This window comes from Azorhizophilus paspali (assembly GCF_043587585.2).
GTDB lineage: Bacteria > Pseudomonadota > Gammaproteobacteria > Pseudomonadales > Pseudomonadaceae > Azotobacter > Azotobacter paspali.
In genome coordinates this window covers 860,840-872,546 of record NZ_CP171449.1, presented here as the reverse complement: position 1 = coordinate 872,546, position 11,707 = coordinate 860,840, and the positions used below count along the sequence as shown (strand labels likewise).

At 65.3% G+C, this 11,707-nt stretch carries 11 protein-coding genes and 2 pseudogenes; 4 read left to right on the top strand and 9 right to left on the bottom strand.

Annotated features, from left to right (window positions below):
• Window positions 1-32: 32 nt before the first annotated feature.
• Window positions 33-656: a hypothetical protein gene (locus ACGI6K_RS04325; RefSeq protein ID WP_376942497.1), complete on the bottom strand. Its 624-nt coding sequence runs from the start codon at window positions 654-656 to the stop codon at window positions 33-35.
• A 144-nt stretch (window positions 657-800) separates the two neighbouring features.
• Here ACGI6K_RS04325 and ACGI6K_RS04320 point away from each other — a divergent pair, with 144 nt between their 5' ends.
• The gene (locus tag ACGI6K_RS04320) at window positions 801-1,028 is read left to right on the top strand and encodes a class I SAM-dependent methyltransferase (RefSeq protein ID WP_376942571.1); all 228 of its coding nucleotides are present in this window, start codon (window positions 801-803) and stop codon (window positions 1,026-1,028) included.
• Window positions 1,029-1,510: 482 nt separating this feature from the next.
• Here ACGI6K_RS04320 and ACGI6K_RS04315 read toward each other — a convergent pair whose 3' ends face one another.
• The 7 genes and pseudogenes from ACGI6K_RS04315 to ACGI6K_RS04285 all read right to left on the bottom strand — a co-directional run.
• Window positions 1,511-1,768 carry a hypothetical protein gene (locus ACGI6K_RS04315; protein ID WP_376942498.1) on the bottom strand — a complete coding sequence of 86 codons (258 nt, stop codon included), beginning with the start codon at window positions 1,766-1,768 and terminating at the stop codon, window positions 1,511-1,513.
• Between the two features lie 146 nt (window positions 1,769-1,914).
• Complete coding sequence (locus ACGI6K_RS04310; protein ID WP_376942499.1) at window positions 1,915-2,184, bottom strand: hypothetical protein; 270 nt, start codon at window positions 2,182-2,184, stop codon at window positions 1,915-1,917.
• Window positions 2,185-2,192: 8 nt separating this feature from the next.
• Complete coding sequence (locus ACGI6K_RS04305) at window positions 2,193-4,598, bottom strand: membrane-bound PQQ-dependent dehydrogenase, glucose/quinate/shikimate family (RefSeq protein WP_376942500.1); 2,406 nt, start codon at window positions 4,596-4,598, stop codon at window positions 2,193-2,195.
• Between the two features lie 319 nt (window positions 4,599-4,917).
• Window positions 4,918-5,678, bottom strand: a pseudogene (locus ACGI6K_RS04300) (OprD family outer membrane porin).
• Window positions 5,662-5,787, bottom strand: a complete 126-nt coding sequence (locus tag ACGI6K_RS04295; RefSeq protein WP_376942501.1) for a hypothetical protein — start codon at window positions 5,785-5,787, stop codon at window positions 5,662-5,664. Before ACGI6K_RS04295 ends, ACGI6K_RS04300 begins: the two are co-directional and overlap by 17 nt.
• A gap of 93 nt (window positions 5,788-5,880) precedes the next feature.
• Window positions 5,881-6,843: a sulfonate ABC transporter substrate-binding protein gene (locus ACGI6K_RS04290; protein WP_376942502.1), complete on the bottom strand. Its 963-nt coding sequence runs from the start codon at window positions 6,841-6,843 to the stop codon at window positions 5,881-5,883.
• Between the two features lie 289 nt (window positions 6,844-7,132).
• Window positions 7,133-7,342: pseudogene (locus ACGI6K_RS04285) on the bottom strand (TonB-dependent copper receptor); the annotation flags it as partial.
• Window positions 7,343-7,865: 523 nt separating this feature from the next.
• Between ACGI6K_RS04285 and leuA the strand changes: the two are divergent.
• The 3 genes from leuA (at window position 7,866) to ACGI6K_RS04270 (ending at window position 11,131) form a co-directional block, all read left to right on the top strand.
• Window positions 7,866-9,539, top strand: a complete 1,674-nt coding sequence (gene leuA / locus ACGI6K_RS04280; protein ID WP_376942503.1) for a 2-isopropylmalate synthase — start codon at window positions 7,866-7,868, stop codon at window positions 9,537-9,539.
• Between the two features lie 186 nt (window positions 9,540-9,725).
• Window positions 9,726-10,433, top strand: a complete 708-nt coding sequence (locus ACGI6K_RS04275; protein WP_376942504.1) for an endonuclease — start codon at window positions 9,726-9,728, stop codon at window positions 10,431-10,433.
• Window positions 10,434-10,507: 74 nt separating this feature from the next.
• Entirely contained in the window at window positions 10,508-11,131 is a 624-nt protein-coding gene (locus tag ACGI6K_RS04270) for a DUF2238 domain-containing protein (protein WP_376942505.1), read from the top strand.
• On the opposite strand, the gene ACGI6K_RS04265 is transcribed toward ACGI6K_RS04270, so the two are convergent.
• A complete protein-coding gene (locus tag ACGI6K_RS04265; protein WP_376942507.1) occupies window positions 11,117-11,638 on the bottom strand; it encodes a flavin reductase family protein in 522 nt (173 codons plus the stop codon). The genes ACGI6K_RS04270 and ACGI6K_RS04265 overlap by 15 nt on opposite strands.
• Window positions 11,639-11,707: the final 69 nt, after the last annotated feature.

The following is an 11,707-nucleotide window of genomic DNA, read 5'->3' as shown; positions in this document are numbered from 1 at the left end:
GCGGCCCCTTCGGGGGCCTCCGTCCGCGTTCCCTATTGCTCGGCATCTGGCGAGTCGGGCGGCAGGGAGTCCCGGACGGCGCGCCGTTCCTTCGAGGCTTTCCATTTCGAATAGAAATAGGCTCCGCCCGAGAGCGCGCCCGTCACGGCAGCGGCGGCGCCGACGATGGGCGCGGCGGTCACGATCAGCGGCGCGCTGCTCAGGCCGAGGGCGACGCTCAGCGCGCTCAACCCGGTCGGGGCGGCAAGTACCGCACCGGCGCTCACCACGCCGGAAGTGATGCCCAGCCCCATCGAGAGCGTGTCTATTCTGTCGGCCACATCCTTGTGGTTCGCATCCATTTCCCTGACCTTGGCCACGACCTTGCCGGGAATCTTCCTCGTCCCGCTCGCTGCGGCTGCCGTGAGCGTCTTCGCCTTGTCGAGGGCGGCTCTGGTATAGCCGTTGGCGGCGCTCTCACGGGCAGCCGACAAGTTTGGGGCATCCTCGGCCCGCTCGCGGACGGATGGCTGGCCGTCATCCTCCGGTGCCGATGTTGTGGAAGCCGGCGCCCCTGGTTTCCCGATCCATTTTTTCATGCGCGTCGCCTCATTCGAGTTTTCCATAAACCGAATCAGTGGATTCTTCGTAGCCAGATACAGATACGCGGCAACCATACGAAAAACCGCCTGCGATTACACCCTGACCGACGAGCGGCGACAGCCCTCTCTTCGTTTCCACAAAGATCGGGCGGTTTCCTTGGCCGATCTGCCGGCGGCCAAGCCATCCCCTTGGAAGACGGCGCCGCCGATATCGTGCTGATGTTCAAGTCGCTCCATCACGTGCCGGTGGGCGACATGGACGGCGCGCTGCGGGAAATCCGTCGGGTGCTGCGTCCGGGGGCCTGGCCTACGTTTCCGAGCCGGTCTTCGCCGGTGAGTTCAACGAGGTGGTGCGCCTGTTCCGCGACGAGCGGGCGGTCCGCGAGGCCGCCTTGCGCGCCGGCCACTCCAACCAGCCCCAGCCGACCATCCGTTTCGGCGTCTTGACCCATAGCCAGTGGACGATGGCCATCGCCAGCGCCGAGAGACCGAGCCACTTGTGCAGCCGGTAACCCTTTTGTCCAGGCCGCCCAGAAAAGACTCGAGGAAGGCCGGGCCGCCAGAAAGACGCCGAGGCTCATCGCGCCCATGGCCAGGATGCCGGTAAAGTTCACCAGTGAATGGCGCAGAGCGAGGAATTCGTAAGGCGCCCCCAGCCGCTCGTCGGCCAGCAGCCAGAGCAGGCCGAACCCGACGAACAGAACAAGGTAGGCGACACGGATATTCTTCATGACGACCGACCGCGGCGTGGAATGCGCTATCGAGGCTTCATGATATGGCGGGCGGGCAGCCGCCAGGCCGTGCGGCCGATTGGCCGATTGCTTTAAACACAGCCCGCCGCCGCTTGCCGGCACCGGCAGGAGTAGCGGCGCCGACGAGGCGCCATACTTTTGAGCACCGTGGCAGCATGCGGATCGACCAAGCACAAACTACAACGCATCCCGCATGTCCAGGATTTCGCACTGCATCCGCTCCGCGTCGCCCACGTCGACCAGCTTCTTGTCCGCCAAGGCGACGATGTAGCCGTACAGCCACAGGACGGAATCCCGGCGCATCTGCCGCAGAATCGCGGGCCGTTCGTCCATCCCTATTCGCAGCCTCTCCCAGTCCGGCTCCCAGGAACCCTGCAAGCTGCGCAGACGCATGTCGAAACTTGCGGAGCGAGCGGCCAAGTCTTTGAGCGTCATTGCTTTTTCTCCCTTTCAGCCCGCCAGAGATGCAGCGAAACGCCTTGAGAAAGGGTAGACGACAGCGCCCATGGCTGCGTCCGCCGGACGCCTGGGCAAACCAGATACCCATACAGCAGGAAGGCCGCATTTCGCGGCCTTCCTGTTCAGTTATCGCTGAGTTTCGCTACATAGTCGAGATCTGGATAAAAAAGGTCTTCCTCCTCTTCTTCCTCTTCTTCCTCCTCAATCTGGAATCCATAGTCTTCGCCAGAAATCACTTTGCTTCCGACTTGATAAAAGTCACCCACTGCAATCTCCTTATCCATTTTTCGCTCTATCCGGGACGCCTTCGCATCATGCGCCGCTCCTCTTTCAACGTAGCCCGGAAAACCGGAATTGGCCAAATGCAACAATGTCGCAGTCAGCGACTCCACCGGCGGGCTCAGCGTTCGGTCTCGTCCTCCAGTGTCCAGGCGACCAGCGAGTCGCCGATCCGGGTGCCGAACGAGCTGTGCCCGCCGGCCATCACCACGACGAACTGCTTGCCGGTCTTTTCCGACAGGTAGGTGATCGGCGTCGCCTGGCCGCCCGCGGGCAGGCGCCCCTTCCACAGTTCCTCGCCGTTGCGCAGATCGTAGGCGCGCAGGTAGTAATCCAGCGTGCCGCTGAGAAAGGCCACGCCGCCGGCGGTGACCAGGGGCCCGCCCAGCGCGGGAACGCCCACGGCGAATGGGATGAATGGCGCGTTGTCGCGGCTGGTGCCGTTCTTGTGCATCCATACCGGCTGCATGCTGCGCAGATCCACCGCCGTGACATAGCCCCAGGGAGGCGACTGGCAGGGCAGGCCCAGCGGGGAGACGAACGGTCCCAGGTGCACTAAGTAGGGAGCGCCGAGATTGGGTTGCAGACCGAGTTCGCCGCCGCCTTCGCGGCGCTCCCTGGCCTCGACCTCGCCGCGCTCGACCAGCCGCGAGATGAAGGCCAGGTAGTTGGGCGCGGCGAACAGCAGTTGCCGTTGCGGATCGACCGCCAGCGATGGCCAGTTGAAGGTGCCGACATTGCCGGGGTAGATCAGCGAGCCCTGCTCGCTCGGCGGCGTGAAATCCCCCTCGTAGCGCAACTTACGGAAGCGGATGCGGCACAGCAGTTGATCGAACGGCGTGGCGCCCCACATGTCGCGCTCGCGCAGCGGCTCTCGCGGGGCGTAGCTGAGATCGGAGGCCGGCTGGGTCGGCGCGGTGAAATCGCCCGCGACCGCGCCCTGCGGCACGGGCCGCTCGTGCACCGGCACCATGGGCTGGCCGGTGCGCCGGTCCAGCACGAACAGATCGCCACCCTTGGTCGCCTGGATGATCGCCGGCACCTTGCCTTGCGGGCCGTCGAGATCGACCAGGGTCGGTTGCGAAGGCAGGTCGCGGTCCCATAGGTCATGGTGCACGGCCTGGAATTCCCAGCGCACTTTGCCGCTGGCCAGATCGAGCGCCACCAGGGACGCGGTGAAACGCTCGGCTTGCGGCGAGCGCCGCGCTCCCCACTGGTCCGGGGTCTGGTTGCCGGTGGGGATGAAGACCAGCCCCAACCCTTCGTCGGCCACGGCGATGGTCCAGGAGTTCGGCGTGCTGCGCACGTAGGTCCCGCCCGCCGGCAGGGGCTCGGTGGCTTCCGGGTTGCCCGGGTCCCAGTTCCACACCAGCGCGCCGCTGCGCACGTCGTAGGCGCGGATCACCCCACCGGGGGAGTCCACCGAGCCGTTGTCAGTCACCGAACCGCCGACGATCAGCAGCTTCTCGGTCACCACCGGCGGCGAGGTCGGCAGGTATACGCCCAGCGCCTGATCGCCCAGGCCCACCTTCAGGTCGATCATGCCGCCCGTGCCGAAGTCCTCGCACGGCTTGCCGTCGCCGGGGTCCAGCGCGTACAGCGTGGCGTCGTTGGTCGGCAGGAACAGCCTGCGGCTGCAGCGCGCGGGAGCGCCGGCGGCGGTCTCTCCCCCGGCGCCGGGGTAGGCCGCCGCATCGTGGTAGGCCAAGCCGCGGCAGGTCATGTGCTGGTAGTACTTGGCGTCACGGTTGATGTTCGGATCGAAGCGCCACAGTTCCTCGCCGCTGTCCGCGTCCAGGGCGATGGCGAGGCTGTGGGGTGTGCAGATGAACAGGCTGTCGCCGACCTTCAGCGGCGTGACCTGGTTGGTGAATTCGGCCGGGTCGCCTTCACGGGGCCAGTCGCCGGTATGGTATTCCCAGGCCTTCTTCAGCCGTCCGACGTTTCCGGGAGTAATCAGGTCGGCCGCCGAATAGCGGTCGCCGCGCGCCGAGCCGCCGTATGCCGGCCACTCGCTCGCCGAGCGGTCGGCCGCTCCCGCCGGGCTTGCGCCGGCCATGCGCTCGGCGGCGAATTCGCCGGCGATGCGCGAATGGTCCCGGGTCAGCGCGTAACCGGCCAGCAGCGCGCCGAACAGCACAGCGATGCCGAGCAGACCGCTGGCGCCGTCCCGCCAGCGCGCCGGGACGCCGATATGGCGGTTGACGAAGGGCAGCAGCAGCCAGAGCCCCAGCACCCACCACAGGTCGATGCGCGCCACCAGCCGCCACCAATCGGAGCCGGCCTCGTAAATCGTCCAGGCCAGGGTGGCGAGCAGCAGCACGGCATACAGCCAGATCGCCAGCCGTCGCCTCGCCAAGATCAGGATGCCCACGGCCAGCAGCCCGAGGCCGGCGAGCAGGTAGTACCAGGAGCCGCCCAGGATCGCCAGATAGGCGCCGCCGAGCGCCATCAGGGCGCCCATCAGCAGCGCCAGTATCCCGGTCAGCGTGATGCGCAGCGGCTGCGCCGTCCTCGTCGTGACCATTCGTGCCTCCCTACCCGTGTCTGTCCCGTAGCGGAAAACACCGGCGGCATGGCGGACCGGGAACCTGTCCGATTCGGGCCGGCAACTTTGATTATCGAACAAGAGTAGTGCGAAAGACGAAGGCAAGAGCTTCGATTGGCCGCAACCACGACCGCGAAACGAAAAAAGCCCCTGCGGGAAATGCTCCCGCAGGGGCAAGGACCTGTTCAGAACAGACGGAAGTCGAGCGGGTATTCGAAGATCAGGCGCAGTTCGTCGAGGTTGGCCTCGGCCGTGTAGTCAACGTAGACGCGGTGGGTGGCGTGCCAGATGCGGAAGGTCATGTCCTTGGCCGGCCCCCCTGCACCACGTAGCCGAGCCAGACGTCGCTCTCCCAGTGGCGGCCGTCGCGGATATTCTGGTAGGCGGCGTAGTGCGGCCCGGCCTTGGTGCCGTCGATGTCGGTACCGCGCATGCAGCGGGTGGTGAAGCTCAGGCCGGGGATGCCGATGCTGGCGAAGCCGTAGTCTTAGCGCGCTATCCATACCCGTTCGTTGGGGTTGTTGAAGGCAAAGGACTGGGAGAAGGCGTCCAGGTAGAAGTCCCAGGTGTTCCATACACAGTCGAACGGCGTGCCGCCGTCGATGTGGGTGCGCGCCACGGTGAAGCTGTGGGCGCCGACGTCGAGGCCGGCATGGGCGCTCCAAGAATCGTTGTCGATATCGCCCATCAGCGACTTGCCGGTGTCGCGGGTGCGGTAGTACTTGCCGCCGGCCCGGAGCCTCAAGCCCTCGCGCAGCGGCTGGTTCCACTCAACGCCAAGGAACGCCTGGTTCCACACGTCGTCGAGCCAGCCATGGTGCAGGCGCAGGAGCAGGCGGTCGTTGACCTGGTAGTCGGCGCCGAAGTAGACGAAGTCGTCGGACTCCTTGAAGCGCCTACCGTAGGCGGTGCCGAGGCCGCCGTTGTGGGCGGTAGCGGTACGGTCGGCGTTGGATTCTAGCTTGCCGGCCTGCAGGGTCAGGCTTCGATCGAGGTGTTTATCGCGGTGCCGCCGCGAAAGCTCTGCGGCAGCAGGCGGATGTCACTGGTGTTGACCACCGGGGTGAGCGGGCGGATATCGCCGTAGCGCAGCGTCGAACAGGCACATCTTCAGCGCCACGTCGAGCCGGCCGAATCCGTCCTTGGGGCTGCCGTCGAAATTGTGCATGGGCGGCTCGAAGAGAGCGGCATGCGCCGGCGAGCACGGCGCATGCGCGGAAGGAGCAGCCGGCTCGGGGAAAGAGACGACCCTGTCTGAGAACTATTGCGGTGCCTTCCAGACGACCTCCTCGACTTTCACCGCCCTGGGGATCAGCTTCTGCTCATAAAAGGTATCGGCGACCTTCTGTTGCACCGCGACGATCTCCGCCGACAGGGGTTGCACGCCATAGCGGGCACGTTTCTGCCAAAAGATCAGGACATCCTCGGGCAGCCCCAGTTGCGGGGCGAGCAGGTGCGCCACCTCCCCGGGGTTGTCGTTGGCCCAGGCACCGGCCTTGGCCAGCTCGTCCAGGAGCGCCTGGAGCAACTTCGGATTGGCCTCGGCGAAACGGCGCGACGCCTCATAGAAGGCGTTGGTCTGCGACAGCCCCTCGTAATTGCCCAGCACCCTGACCGATGCGCCCTTCTCGATGGCCGCCAAGTAAGGGTCCCATACCGACCAGGCATCGACGCTGCGGTTCTCGAAGGCCGCCCTGGCATCGGCCGGCGGCAAGTAGACCGGCTGGATGTCGGCGAAACTCAGGCCGGCCTTGGCCAGCGAAGCCACCAGCAGGTAGTTGGCGCTGGAGCCTTTCTGCACCGCCACTTTCTTGCCCTTGAGCCCGGCGATGTCGGCGATCGGCGAATCCTTGTGGGTGACGATCGCCTCGGTCCTCGGCGCGTGGGGTTCGGCGCCGACATAGACCAGATCGATGCCGGCCGCCTGGGCGAAGATCGGCGGCGGCGCCCCGGTGTAGCCGAAATCGACGCTGCCGGCGTTCAGCGCTTCGAGCAGTTGCGGGCCGGCCTGGAATTCGTGCCAGGTCACCCGGTAGCCCTGTTCGCCCAGGGATTTCTCCAGGACGCCCTGGGACTTCAATACCGCCAGCAGGCCGCCGCCTTTCTGGAAACCGATCTTCAGGGTCTGCTGCTCGGCGCTAGCGACACCGGGCAATCCGAGCGCCAGGCCGGCGACGAGCGTCAAAGCCCCCAGTAGGCGCCGATGGAAGGTTATGGAACGCATTTTCTGACTCCCTTTGCTTGGCCGGCCCGCGCCCCCGCGCAAGCCACTGAGAAGCTGGGGAGCCTAAATCTTTTATCCGATTTCGATCTAATAAATTATTAAACTAATAACCTTTTAATATTTTCTAACCGAAAGGCCAGCACACCGTAGTGACACGCCCCAAGCGGTGCGATGAACGACTGGAGTGCGGAAGCGGACCGATCGATCGGCGATGGCGGCGCCAAAAGCCGGAAACCTCGCGAACAGGTTCGCTCCCTCTGGACAGCGACGCCCCCGGCCGTAGCGGACCTCAGAAGCTCAGCTCCAACCGCGCCCACAAGGTCCGCCCCGGCTCGTTGATCCGCGTGTCGCCCGGATAGTCGAAGCCGACATTGCCCGCCAGGTTGAGGTGTTCGCTGTAGCGCTTGTCCAGCAGGTTGTCGACGCCGGCGCTGAACCTGAGGTGCCGGTTGAAACAGTGCGCGCCGTTGAAGGAGGGCACGCCGAAGTCGGCGCTCTTCTTTAGGGCCGCCAGCCAAGCGGGTTCGCCATCGGCCGCCGGCGCATGGTGGTGGACAGCGGGTTCGGGCGCCTCGCCGCAGAAGGCGGAATTGCCCAGCACCGGCGATTGGATGACTTGCTGCGCCGGCAGGGCGCGCAAGGCCAAATACAGGGGACCGGCATGGATCATCGGCATGGCGAACAGGCCAGGCCAGATTCCTGCTGTCGTCCTGCCCTTGCGCGTCACGGGACACCCTGCCGTACCGCCGGCCCCTCCGGCGTGGGAGGGGATGTTCGCACGAGCGGAGCATGACCGGCCAACGACAACACAGCGCAAGAGCGCGAAACAACAAACCCCAATAACAAGGGATTTTTACGCAATAAATACCCATTAACATCGAAAAAAATAAATAAAATAACCAATTTTAAGACAAAACTTGCAATACATAAGATCAAGACTCTAGCGTACGCTCCACGAATGCTGCCCGGCCCCGCTTTTCCGGCCGGCTAATCAGAGCCGAGAACAGACTCAGGAAGTCGCCATGCCCATGCTCAAAGATCCGTCGCAGAAATACCGCCCCTTCGCGCCGATCGCCCTGCGCGACCGCACTTGGCCGGACCGGGTGATCGACAAGGCGCCGCTCTGGCTGAGTACCGATTTGCGCGACGGCAACCAGTCGCTGATCGAGCCGATGGACGCCGCGAAGAAGATGCGCCTCTTCAAGACCTTGGTGCAGGTCGGCCTGAAAGAGATCGAGGTGGGCTTCCCGTCCGCCTCGCAGACCGATTTCGACTTCGTCCGCGAACTGATCGAGGGCGGCCACATCCCCGACGACGTCACCATCCAGGTGCTGACCCAGGCCCGCGACGACCTCATCGAGCGAACCTTCGAATCGCTGAAGGGCGCGAAGAAGGCCATCGTCCACTACTATAACGCTTGCGCGCCGAGCTTCCGGCGCATCGTGTTCGACCAGGACAAGCAAGGCGTCAAGCGGATTGCCGTCGCCGCCGGCCGGACCATCAAGCGCCTGGCCGCCACCGCGCCGGAAACCCAGTGGGGCTTCGAATATTCCCCCGAGGTGTTCAGCTCCACCGAGAGCGATTTCGCCGTCGAGGTGTGCAACGCGGTGGTCGAGGTGTTCCAGCCGACCCCGGCCAACCGCCTGATCCTCAACCTGCCGGCCACCATCGAATGCGCCACGCCGAACCACTACGCCGACCAGATCGAGTGGTTCTGCCGCCATGTCGACAGGCGCGACAGCGTCATCGTCAGTCTGCACACCCACAACGACCGCGGCACCGGCGTGGCCGCCAGCGAGCTGGGCCTGATGGCCGGCGCCGACCGCGTCGAGGGCTGCCTGTTCGGCAACGGCGAGCGCACCGGTAACGTCGACCTGGTGACCCTGGCGCTGAACCTCTACACCCAGGGCGTCGATCCCGAGCTGAACTTCTCCGACATCGACGCGGTGCGCAAGGTGGTCGAGGAATGCAACCAGTTGCCGGTACACCCGCGCCATCCCTACGTCGGCGACCTGGTGCACACCGCCTTCTCCGGCTCGCACCAGGACGCGATCCGCAAGGGCTTCGCCCAGCAGAACCCGGAGGGCGTCTGGGAGGTGCCCTATTTGCCGATCGACCCGGCCGACATCGGCCGCAGCTACGAGGCGGTGATCCGCGTCAACAGCCAGTCGGGCAAGGGCGGCATCGCCTACCTGCTCGAACAGGAGTACGGCATCAGCCTGCCGCGGCGCATGCAGATCGAGTTCAGCCAGGTGGTACAGAAGGAGACCGATCGCCTGGGCCTGGAGATGAGCGCCGCGCAGATCCACGCGCTGCTCGAAGCCGAGTACCTGCGCGCCGAGACGCCTTACACCTTGAAGGGCCATCGTCTGCAGGAGGAGAACGGTACCTGCGCGCTGGACGTGGAAGTCTTCGACAAGGGCGAGAGCCACCATTGGCGCGGCATCGGCAAGGGTCCGCTGGAGGCGCTGGTCGCCTGCCTGCCGGTCCGTGTGGAGATCATGGACTACCACGAGCACGCCATCGGCGCCGGTAGCCATGCCAGGGCCGCGGCCTACATCGAGCTGCGTGTCGAAGGCCAGCGTCCGCTGCATGGCCTGGGCATCGACGAGAACCTGACCACGGCGAGCATCCGCGCCCTGTTCAGTGCCCTGAACCGCGCCCTCGGCCAGCAGGCGTCGATCCGCGCCGCCTGAGTCTTTGCTGCCCCTCTCCCCGCCGGGGAGAGGGGCGGGATACCCGCTCTTCCCCCGTTTTCCGCTTTCTTCGAGTTATACCGAACGCTTCTAACGAATCCGTGGTTGCCTGGATTTTTTTCTATAACTGGGTAACATTCGACGCATTGGCATGGACGCTCGTACTAAATCAACCACGAGAGTCCTATGCGCCATTTCGTTCTTCCCCTGCTGCTCCTGCTGCTCCTGCTGCCCTTCACCCTCGCCCAGGCCGACGCCCCGCGCACCTTCCGCGAAGCGAAGAAGATCGCCTGGAAGATCTACGCCGAGCGACCGGTGGACTTCTATTGCCAGTGCGCCTACCAGGGCAATCGCATCGACCAGAAAAGCTGCGGCTACCAGCCGCGTAAGGACGCCAACCGCGCCGGGCGCGTCGAGTGGGAGCATATAGTCCCAGCTTGGGTGCTCGGCCACCAGCGCCAGTGCTGGCAGGACGGCGGACGCAAGAACTGCTCGGAGAACGACCCGCTGTTCAGCCAGGCCGAGGCCGACCTGCACAACCTGGTGCCGGTGGTCGGCGAGGTCAACGGCGACCGCAGCAACTTCGGCTTCGGCATGCTCACCGAAGAGCCCACCCAGTACGGCGCCTGTCCCTTCGTGGTCGACTTCAAGCAGCGCACCGCCATGCCGCCGGAATACACCCGCGGCGTCATCGCCCGCACCTACCTGTATATGAGCCAGCGCTACCGGCTGCGCCTGTCCCGGCAGGACCAGCGCCTCTACGACATCTGGAACCGCCAGTATCCCGTGAGCGAATGGGAACGCTGGCGCAACCAGCGCATCGCCTGCGCACAAGGCAACGCCAATCCGCTGGTGGGCGAGGTCGACCTACGCGCCTGCGCGAAGAACAAGTAGCTGGCCGATCCCTTGCCAGAGACGCGGCGCAATGCTAACTGTCGTGCTCCCCGACAACCCTGGCGAGGAGCACCATGCAACGGAATCGACTTCTTGCGATCCTTGGCCTGACCGTCCTGGCCGCCCTGCTCGTCTCCGCCATCGCGCCCTACGACCGGGCCACCTGGCTGCTGGAAGTCGCTCCCGTGCTGATCGCCACGCCGCTGCTGGCCTGCACTCGCGAGCGTTTTCCGCTGACCACCCTGCTCTACGTGCTGATCGCTGTCCACGCCCTGGTGCTGATCCTCGGCGGCGCCTATACCTACGCGCGGGTGCCGCCGGGCTTCTGGGTGCAGGAGCTGTTCGGCCTGAGCCGCAATCCTTACGACAAGCTCGGTCATTTCATGCAGGGTCTGGTGCCGGCGCTGCTGGCCCGCGAGATCTTGCTGCGCGGGCGCTTCCTGGCCAACGGGCGGATGTTGGCCTTCCTCAGCCTATGCGTGGCGCTGGCGGTCAGCGCTTTCTACGAACTGATCGAATGGTGGGTGGCGCTGCTCGCCGGCCAAGGCGCGGTGGAATTCCTCGGCACCCAGGGCGATCCCTGGGATACCCAGTCGGACATTTTCCTCGCGCTGATCGGCGCCGGCACCGCTCTGTTCGGCCTCGGCCGCCTGCAGGACCGGCAGATCGACGAGCTGGAGCGCTCAGGACAGGCTTAGCTCCTCGCCGGCCAGCATGAACTTGCCGAAGCCGCGGTGATGCAGGGTACGCGGCGCGCTTACCGCGGGGTTGTGCCAGGCTTCCACCACTTCGAGGATAAAGAAGTTGTAGCCGCCGACCAGTTGGCGGTCGGTCACCCGGCACTCCAGATTGGCGTAACACTCGGCCACCAGCGGCGCCGACACCTGCTTGGCCGGCCGCGCGGTCAGGCCGAAACGGGCGAACTTGTCCAGTTCGCGCCCGGAGCAGTTGCCGCAGCCGACCACCTGTTCCGCCAGCTCCACTGTCGGTACGTTGAGCACGCACTGGCCGGTCTCGCTCAGCGCGGCGAAGGTGAAGTTCGCCGCGCTGACCACGCAGCCCACCAGCGGCGGTTCGAACTCCAGCATGCAATGCCAGGACAGCGGCATCAGATTGCCGCGCCCGGCGTGGCTGGTGCTGAGCAGCAGCACCGGCCCGGGCTCGAGGACGGCATAAACCTCGGCGAGGGGAAGCTGGACTTTCATGAAACTACTCCCGGACAAAAACGAATGGCGTCCCCATCAACCATAGTCCCATCCGGGAGCGTGCGAGGG

What these genes read in the sequence shown, in the direction of transcription:
- ACGI6K_RS04325 (WP_376942497.1), bottom strand. Translation starts at nt 656, where the DNA reads ATGGTTGCCGCGTATCTGTATCTGGCTACGAAGAATCCACTGATTCGG.
- ACGI6K_RS04320 (WP_376942571.1), top strand. Translation starts at nt 801, where the DNA reads ATGTTCAAGTCGCTCCATCACGTGCCGGTGGGCGACATGGACGGCGCG.
- ACGI6K_RS04315 (WP_376942498.1), bottom strand. Translation starts at nt 1,768, where the DNA reads ATGACGCTCAAAGACTTGGCCGCTCGCTCCGCAAGTTTCGACATGCGT.
- ACGI6K_RS04305 (WP_376942500.1), bottom strand. Translation starts at nt 4,598, where the DNA reads ATGGTCACGACGAGGACGGCGCAGCCGCTGCGCATCACGCTGACCGGG.
- ACGI6K_RS04295 (WP_376942501.1), bottom strand. Translation starts at nt 5,787, where the DNA reads ATGCACAATTTCGACGGCAGCCCCAAGGACGGATTCGGCCGGCTCGAC.
- ACGI6K_RS04290 (WP_376942502.1), bottom strand. Translation starts at nt 6,843, where the DNA reads ATGCGTTCCATAACCTTCCATCGGCGCCTACTGGGGGCTTTGACGCTC.
- leuA (WP_376942503.1), top strand. Translation starts at nt 7,866, where the DNA reads ATGCCCATGCTCAAAGATCCGTCGCAGAAATACCGCCCCTTCGCGCCG.
- ACGI6K_RS04275 (WP_376942504.1), top strand. Translation starts at nt 9,726, where the DNA reads ATGCGCCATTTCGTTCTTCCCCTGCTGCTCCTGCTGCTCCTGCTGCCC.
- ACGI6K_RS04270 (WP_376942505.1), top strand. Translation starts at nt 10,508, where the DNA reads ATGCAACGGAATCGACTTCTTGCGATCCTTGGCCTGACCGTCCTGGCC.
- ACGI6K_RS04265 (WP_376942507.1), bottom strand. Translation starts at nt 11,638, where the DNA reads ATGAAAGTCCAGCTTCCCCTCGCCGAGGTTTATGCCGTCCTCGAGCCC.